Genomic DNA, 7803 nt, shown 5'->3' with positions numbered 1-7803 from the left:
GGGCGCGACCGGCGCCTGGGCCGGGGCCTCCGCCGCGGCCGCCGCGCGCTGCTGATCGAGGAACTGCCGCATCATCGCCTGCTGCTCTTCCTCGCTCAGCGGTCGGACCTGCGCCAGCTTCTGCGTCACATCCTGCCGGAGCGAGTTCAGCATCGATTCGAACAGGGCAAAGGCCTCGGTCTTGTATTCCGACAGCGGGTCGCGCTGCGCATAGCCGCGGAAGCCCACGACCGAGCGCAGATGTTCGAGCGTCAGCAGGTGCTCGCGCCATTTGGCGTCGATGGTCTGCAGCAGGATCTGCTTCTCGATCGAGCGCATGGTCTCGGGGCCGAAGGCCTCGGCCTTCTCGGTCATCTGCCGGTCCGAGGCCTCGCACAGCCGCTCGCGCACCACATCCTGATCGACGCCTTCCTCCTGCGCCCATTTGGCAATCGGCGCGTCGAGGCCGAGCTTGTCCTGCACCGCGCGGTGCATCCCTTCGATGTCCCACTGGTCGGCGTAGCTGCGCGGCGGCATGTGCTGATCGATCAGATCGTCGATCACCTGATAGCGCATGTCCTGCGCGATCTCGGACAGGTCCTCGGTCTCCATGATCTCGAGGCGCTGGCTGAAGATCGCCTTGCGCTGGTCGTTCATCACGTCGTCGAACTTGAGGAGCTGCTTGCGGATGTCGAAGTTGCGCGCCTCGACCTTGGCCTGCGCCTTCTCGAGCGACTTGTTCACCCAGGGATGGACGATGGCCTCGCCTTCCTTCATCCCGAGGGTCGAGAGCACCTTGTCGAGACGGTCGGAGCCGAAGATCCGCATCAGGTCGTCTTCGAGGCTGAGGAAGAAGGCCGAGCGGCCCGGGTCGCCCTGACGGCCCGAGCGGCCGCGGAGCTGGTTGTCGATCCGGCGCGACTCGTGGCGCTCGGTGCCGAGCACGAAGAGCCCGCCCGCTTCCTTCACCCGTTCTTTCTCTTCGGCATGTTCGGCCTCGATCCGGGCGCGCACCTCGTCGGGGTGGGCGGCGGGATCGGCGGCCAGCGCCTGCATCACCTTCATCTCGACATTGCCGCCGAGCTGGATGTCGGTGCCGCGGCCGGCCATGTTGGTGGCGATGGTGACGGCGCCGAGCTTGCCCGCATCGGCCACGATCTGCGCCTCCTGCTCGTGCTGGCGCGCGTTCAGGACGTTGTGCGGGATGCCCGCGGCCTTCAGAAGGTCGGACAGGGCCTCGGACTTGTCGATCGAGGTCGTGCCCACGAGGATCGGCTGGCCGCGCTCGTGCGCGTCCTTGATCGAGGCGACGATCCCGTCGTGCTTCTCGCGCGCGGTGCGGTAGACGGCGTCATGCTCGTCCGCGCGCGCCACGGGCCGGTTCGTCGGCACCTCGACCACGCCCAGGCCGTAGATTTCCATGAATTCCTCGGCCTCGGTGGCCGCGGTGCCGGTCATGCCGCCCAGCTTCCCGTAGAGGCGGAAGTAGTTCTGGAACGTCACCGAGGCGAGCGTCACGTTCTCGGGCTGGATCGAGACGCCTTCCTTGGCCTCGATGGCTTGGTGCAGGCCGTCGGACAGGCGGCGGCCGCGCATCATCCGGCCGGTGAATTCGTCGATCAGCATGATCTCGTCGTCGCGGACGATATATTGCTGGTCGCGGTGGAAGAGCTTGTGCGCCCGGAGCCCCTGGTTGACGTGATGCACGATGGTCGTGCTCTCGGGGTCGTAGAGCGACTGGCCCTCGGGCAGGAGGCCGGTCTCGAGCAGGCGCTTCTCGAGGAACTCGTTGCCCTCCTCGGTGAAGGTCACGTTCCGCGTCTTCTCGTCGAGCTTGTAATGCTCTTCCACGAGTTCCGGGATCAGCTTGTCCACCTTGGTATAGAGGTCGCTGCGGTCTTGGCTCGGGCCCGAGATGATGAGCGGCGTCCGCGCCTCGTCGATCAGGATCGAGTCCACCTCGTCGACGATGGCGAAGAAATGGCCGCGCTGGCGCATCTCTTCCTTCGAGGCCTTCATGTTGTCGCGGAGATAGTCGAAGCCCAGCTCGTTGTTCGTGGCGTAGGTGATGTCGGCGGCGTAGGCGGCCTTCTTCTCCTCGTCGAACTGGAACGGATAGACCACGCCGGTCCTGAGGCCGAGCTGGGCATAGACCTTGCCCATCCATTCGGCATCGCGCTTGGCGAGATAGTCGTTCACCGTCACGACATGCACGCCCTTGCCGGCGAGCGCGTTCAGATAGGCGGGAAAGGGGGCGACGAGGGTCTTGCCCTCGCCCGTCTTCATCTCGGCGATATTGCCCTGATGCAGGAAGATCCCGCCCATCAGCTGCACGTCGAAGGCCCGCAGGCCGAGCGCGCGGCGCGCACCCTCACGGCAGTTGGCGAAGGCTTCGGGCAGAAGATCGTCGAGGCTTTCTCCGCCTTCCTGCACCCGTCGCTGGAATTCGGCGGTCTTCTGCTTGATGCCCTCATCCGAGAGAGCCTGGAATTCCGGTTCAAGGTCGTTGATGCGCGCCACGAGGCTGCGGACGGACTTCACCTTGCGGTCGTTGGGCGTTCCGAAGATCTTGCGCGCGAGCGTTCCGAGACCCAGCATGTTTTCTCCGCCTGGTCGTTCCTGACAAGCCAAGTCCTCTTGACATGATCGTGTGAGGCATCGGCCTTGCCCCCTCCGCCCGTAGTCTCCTAGAAGGCAGAACAGCCCGGCCCCGGCTCACGCGACCCAAGCGATGTAAGGGGATGGAGGGGTCAAGTCAACGTCGCGCGAGGGCGCGCCCGTTCAGGAGAAGGTGAGAATGGCGAACATTGCAAGGTTCTGGCGGGGGGCGTCCGTCGCGGCCGTCTGCGCGCTGGCGCTGGCCGCTCCGGTCCGTGCGGATGAGCCGACGGCCGATACGGTGGTGGCCACGGTGAACGGTCAGGACATCACGCTGGGCCACATGATCGCGCTCCGCGCGGGCCTGCCCGACCAGTATCAGAGCCTGCCCGACGATGCGCTCTTCAAGGGCATTCTCGAGCAGCTGATCCAGCAGGCGGCGCTTGCGCAATCCGTCGAGGGCTCGGTGACGAAGCGCGACCAGCTGTCGCTGCAGAACGAGGAGCGTGGCTTCCTGTCGGCCGTGGCGATGCGCCGCGTGGTCGAGGGGGCGGTGACCGACGAGGCGCTGCAGGCCGCCTATGACGCGCGCTTCGCCGATGCCGCGCCGCAGACCGAATACAATGCCTCGCACATCCTCGTGTCGAGCGAGGAAGAGGCCAAGAAGCTGAAGGAAGAGATCGACGGCGGGGCCGACTTCGCCGTGCTCGCCAAGGACCATTCCTCGGACGGCGCGGCGGCCAACGGCGGCTCGCTCGGCTGGTTCGGCCTCGGCATGATGGTGAAGCCCTTCGAGGATGCCGTGGTGAAGATGAAGCCGGGCGAGGTGGTGGGCCCGATCCAGACCCAGTTCGGCTGGCACCTCGTCAAGCTGAACGAGACCCGGATCGCCGAGAAACCCTCGCTCGACGACATGCGCGACGAGCTGGCCGGCCAGATCGAGCAGGAGGCGGTTGCCCGTCACATCGACGAGGTGACGGCCAAGGCCGAGATCACCCGGCCCGGCGAGGGGATTGACCCGGCGGCGCTTCGGAAGGAAGAACTGCTCGACTGATCCGCGAACCGGAGGCACGGGCATGGGCAAGACGGACTGGAAAGACGAAGCGAAGACGCTGAAGAAGAAGCTGTCGAAGCTCAAGGCCCGCGCGAAGGCCGGGAAGCCCGAAGCGAAGACCGCGGGTGCCAAGGCGGTGTCGCCGCTGGCCCCCGCCTCCTTCCCCACCCTGCCGGCCATCGGCGGGGTGGAATTCGCAGCCGTCGAGGCCGGCGTGCGCTACCAGAACCGCAAGGACGTGATGCTGATCCGGCTTGCGCCGGGCACGGCCATGGCGGGCGTCTTCACCCGCTCCTCGACGCGGGCGGCCTGCGTGCTCGATTGTCAGGCCAAGATCGGCAAGGCTTCGGAGGCCGGTGCGGCGATCATCGTGAACTCGGGCAACTCGAACGCCTTCACCGGCGCCGTGGGCGTCGAGGCGGTCGAGGCCGTGACCGGCGGCGTAGCCGAGGCCCTGAGCCTGCCGGTGGAGCGGGTCTTCTCCTCCTCGACCGGCGTGATCGGCGAGCCGCTGCCCTACGAGCGCATCACCGCGCAGATCCCCGCGCTGGTCGAGGGCCTGTCGGGGGATGCGATCGAGATGGCCGCGCGCGCCATGATGACGACCGACACTTTCCCGAAAGGCGCCTCGGCCACGGTCGAGGGCGAGGGCGGGCCGATCCAGATTGCGGGCATCGCCAAGGGCTCGGGCATGATCGCGCCCGACATGGCGACGATGCTGGTCTATATCTTCACCGATGCGAAGATCCCGCAGCCCCTGCTGCAGAAGATGCTGTCGCGGCAGGGGGAAGCCACTTTCAACGCGATCACCGTGGACAGCGACACCTCGACCTCGGACGCGCTGCTGCTCGCCGCCACCGGCACGAGCCCCGCTGCCGAGCTCAACGGGCGCTCGAAGGCGGGGCGCGACTTCGAGGCGGCGCTGGGGCGGGTGATGCTCGACCTCGCGCAGCAGGTGGTGCGCGACGGCGAGGGCGCATCGAAATTCGTCGAGGTCCGGGTGACGGGTGCGGCCAGTGCCGAGGACGCCCACAAGATCGCCATGGCCATCGCCAACTCGCCGCTGGTCAAGACCGCCATCGCCGGCGAGGATCCGAACTGGGGCCGGATCGTCATGGCGGTGGGCAAGTCGGGCGCCGCGGCCGACCGCGACAAGCTCTCGATCCGATTCGGCGACATCCTCGTGGCCGAGAAGGGCTGGCGCAGCCCCGACTACCGCGAGGAGGACGGCGCGGCCTACATGAAACAGGCCGAGCTGGTGGTGGCGGTCGATCTGGGCCTCGGCACCGACAGCCGCACGGTCTGGACCTGCGACCTGACGCACCGCTACATCGACATCAACGCCGACTACCGCTCGTGAAGGTCGTCCTCGTCTCGGCCGTGGCCCTCATCGATGGCGACGGCCGCGTGCTTCTGGCCCAGCGGCCCGAGGGCAAGTCGCTCGCGGGCCTCTGGGAGTTTCCCGGCGGCAAGGTCGAGCCGGGCGAGAGCCCGGAGGCCGCGCTGATCCGCGAGCTGAAGGAAGAGCTGGGCATCGACACGAAGGCGAGCTGCCTTGCGCCGCTCACCTTCGCGAGCCACGCCTACGAGACCTTCCATCTGCTGATGCCGCTGTTCGCCTGCCGGCGGTGGGAGGGAATCCCCCAGCCGCGCGAGGGCCAGACGCTCGCCTGGGTGCGGCCGCAGGCGCTTCGCGACTATCCGATGCCCCCCGCGGACCTGCCGCTGATCCCCATCCTGCGCGACTGGCTGTAACGGTTCTGTGGCACAAGCGCCTCAATCGTTCATATGTCGCACCTTTAAGGCGCTCTACGACCAAAATCGTGAGTGTTTATTTATCGCTTTATGACTAACCTATGACTGGGGAAACTTGCTTCTTGGGGGAAAGCAGATGCTCAGGACGATCACGATCGGTAGCTGTGTCTCGGTTCAGGGCCTTCTCGTCGGCCAGATGGCGGATGGTAAGGTGATGGTTCGGGTCGACGAAAAGACGTACGTCGGCTACCCGATCCCGTCGAAGCGCGCCGCCTGACCTTCTGGCGCACAACTCGCGACGAACGAAAAGGCCGGGCAGCTGCAGCTGCCCGGCCTTTCCCATCTCGGGGATCCCGCCGCCCGCCGAAGCGGGCCGCGGGTGTCCGGCATCAGGCCAGCTTGCGCTGGACCTCCTCGCGCTCGAAGATCTCGATCACGTCGCCGGGACGGATGTCCTCGTAGCGTTCGAAGGCCATGCCGCATTCCTGACCGGACTGCACTTCCTTGACCTCGTCCTTGAAGCGCTTGAGCGTCTTCAGCGTGCCTTCGTGGATCACGACGTTGTCGCGCAGCAGGCGCACGCCCGCCGACCGCCGGGCCACGCCCTCGGTGACGATACAGCCCGCCACGTTGCCGACGCCGGTGATGCGGAAGACTTCCTTGATCTGCGCATAGCCGATGAAATGCTCGCGCACTTCGGCCTTGAGCAGGCCCGAGGCCGCCTTCTTCACATCGTCCACCAGGTCATAGATCACGCTGTAGTAGCGGATCTCGACGCTCTTCTGGTTCGCGGCCTGACGCGCCGAGGCATTGGCCCGGACGTTGAAGCCGATCACCGCCGCCTGCGAGGCCTCGGCCAGCGTGATGTCGGTCTCGGTGATCGCGCCCACACCGTAGTGGAGCACGCGCACGCGGACCTCGTCGTTGCCGACCTTCTCCAGCGCCTGCACGATCGCCTCGGCCGAGCCCTGCACGTCGGCCTTGATGACCACCGGCAGTTCCGCCACGTCGGCATCGGCCTTGGCCTTCGCCATGAGCTGCTCGAGCGTCGTTGCCGCGCCGGCCGCCGCACGCTTGTCGCGCGCCGCCTTCTCACGGTAATCGGCGATCTCGCGCGCCTGGGCTTCGGTCTCGACCACGTTCAGCACGTCGCCCGCTTCCGGAGTGCCGTTCAGACCCAGCACCTCGACCGGAACCGACGGGCCGGCCTCGTCCACGCGCTCGCCCTTGTCGTTGATGAGCGCGCGCACCTTGCCCCACTGCTGGCCGACGACGAAGATGTCGCCCCGCTTGAGCGTGCCGTACTGCACCAGAACCGTGGCCACCGGGCCGCGGCCCACGTCGAGCTTGGCTTCGATCACCGCCCCCTGCGCCTGCCGGTTCGGGTTGGCGCGCAGGTCGAGGATCTCGGCCTGAAGGGCGATGTTCTCGAGCAGCTCGTCGAGCCCGAGGCCGGTCTTCGCCGAGACTTCCACATCGAGCACGTCGCCCGACATCTTCTCGACGATCACCTCGTGCTGGAGCAGGTCGGTGCGCACCTTGTTCGGGTCCGCGTCCGGCTTGTCGATCTTGTTGATCGCCACGATCATCGGGACCTTGGCCGCCTTGGCGTGCTTGATGGCCTCGATCGTCTGCGGCATCACCGCGTCGTCGGCCGCCACCACCAGCACCACGATGTCCGTCACCTGCGCGCCACGGGCGCGCATCGAGGTGAAGGCCGCGTGGCCGGGCGTATCGAGGAATGTCAGGACCGCGCCGCTCTCGGTCTTCACCTGATAGGCGCCGATATGCTGCGTGATGCCGCCGGCCTCGCCCGAAACGACGTTGGTCTTGCGGATCGCATCCAGAAGCGAGGTCTTGCCGTGGTCGACGTGGCCCATGATCGTGATGATCGGCGGACGCGGCTGGAGGTCTTCCGCCTTGTCCTCGACCGTGTCGATCACATGCTCGACGTCGGCATCCGACACGCGCACGGCGCGATGGCCGAATTCCTCGATGACCAGCTCGGCCGTATCGGCGTCGATGGACTGATTCATCGTGACCATCATGCCCATCTTCATGAGCGCCTTGACCACGTCGGCTGCCCGCTCCGCCATGCGGTTGGCGAGCTCCTGCACGAGGATGGTCTCGGGCAGCTGCACGTCGCGCACCTGCTTCTCGGCCTTGTGGCCGAAGCCCATCGCCTTCTGGCGGGCCTTCTCCTGCTTGCGCTTCATCGCGGCGAGCGACCGCGTGCGGCCGCCTTCGCCCGAGAGCGCCTCGTTCAGCGTGAGCTTGCCCGAACGACGCGAGTCGTCCTTCTTGGTCGTGCGGTCGCGATCGGCCTCGCGCTCACGCTCCTTGCGCGAGGGCGGCAGGCCGGGCTTGGCCGACGGCGGCGCGGACGCGCGCGACTCGGCCGGTGCCGGTTGCGGCGC

General features: G+C 67.0%; 6 protein-coding genes. 4 read left to right on the top strand and 2 right to left on the bottom strand.

The window, feature by feature from the left end; translation table 11 throughout:
- Positions 1-2577 (bottom strand): preprotein translocase subunit SecA (gene secA, locus A9O63_RS04225; protein WP_069330808.1); only part of this gene is annotated, 2577 nt, incomplete at its 3' end.
- 199 nt (positions 2578-2776) lie between these two features.
- Here secA and A9O63_RS04220 point away from each other — a divergent pair.
- The 4 genes from A9O63_RS04220 to A9O63_RS21810 all read left to right on the top strand — a co-directional run bounded on the left by A9O63_RS04220 (position 2777) and on the right by A9O63_RS21810 (position 5663).
- Positions 2777-3631 (top strand): peptidylprolyl isomerase, encoded by an 855-nt coding sequence (locus tag A9O63_RS04220; protein ID WP_069330807.1) that lies wholly within the window; start codon positions 2777-2779, stop codon positions 3629-3631.
- Between the two features lie 22 nt (positions 3632-3653).
- The gene (argJ, locus tag A9O63_RS04215; protein WP_069330806.1) at positions 3654-4991 is read left to right on the top strand and encodes a bifunctional glutamate N-acetyltransferase/amino-acid acetyltransferase ArgJ; all 1338 of its coding nucleotides are present in this window, start codon (positions 3654-3656) and stop codon (positions 4989-4991) included.
- Positions 4988-5386: a (deoxy)nucleoside triphosphate pyrophosphohydrolase gene (locus A9O63_RS04210; protein WP_069330805.1), complete on the top strand. Its 399-nt coding sequence runs from the start codon at positions 4988-4990 to the stop codon at positions 5384-5386. The genes argJ and A9O63_RS04210 overlap by 4 nt, the downstream gene beginning before the upstream one ends.
- Positions 5387-5522: 136 nt before the next feature.
- Positions 5523-5663, top strand: coding sequence for a hypothetical protein (locus A9O63_RS21810; protein ID WP_002721616.1), 141 nt, complete (start codon positions 5523-5525; stop codon positions 5661-5663).
- 112 nt (positions 5664-5775) lie between these two features.
- Here the strand turns inward: A9O63_RS21810 and infB are convergent.
- Positions 5776-7803: translation initiation factor IF-2 (gene infB / locus A9O63_RS04205; RefSeq protein WP_069330804.1), on the bottom strand; the 2028-nt coding region annotated here is incomplete at its 5' end.

The organism is Cereibacter johrii (assembly GCF_001720585.1).
GTDB lineage: Bacteria > Pseudomonadota > Alphaproteobacteria > Rhodobacterales > Rhodobacteraceae > Cereibacter_A > Cereibacter_A johrii.
This window is presented reverse-complemented; position numbering and strand designations above follow the sequence as displayed.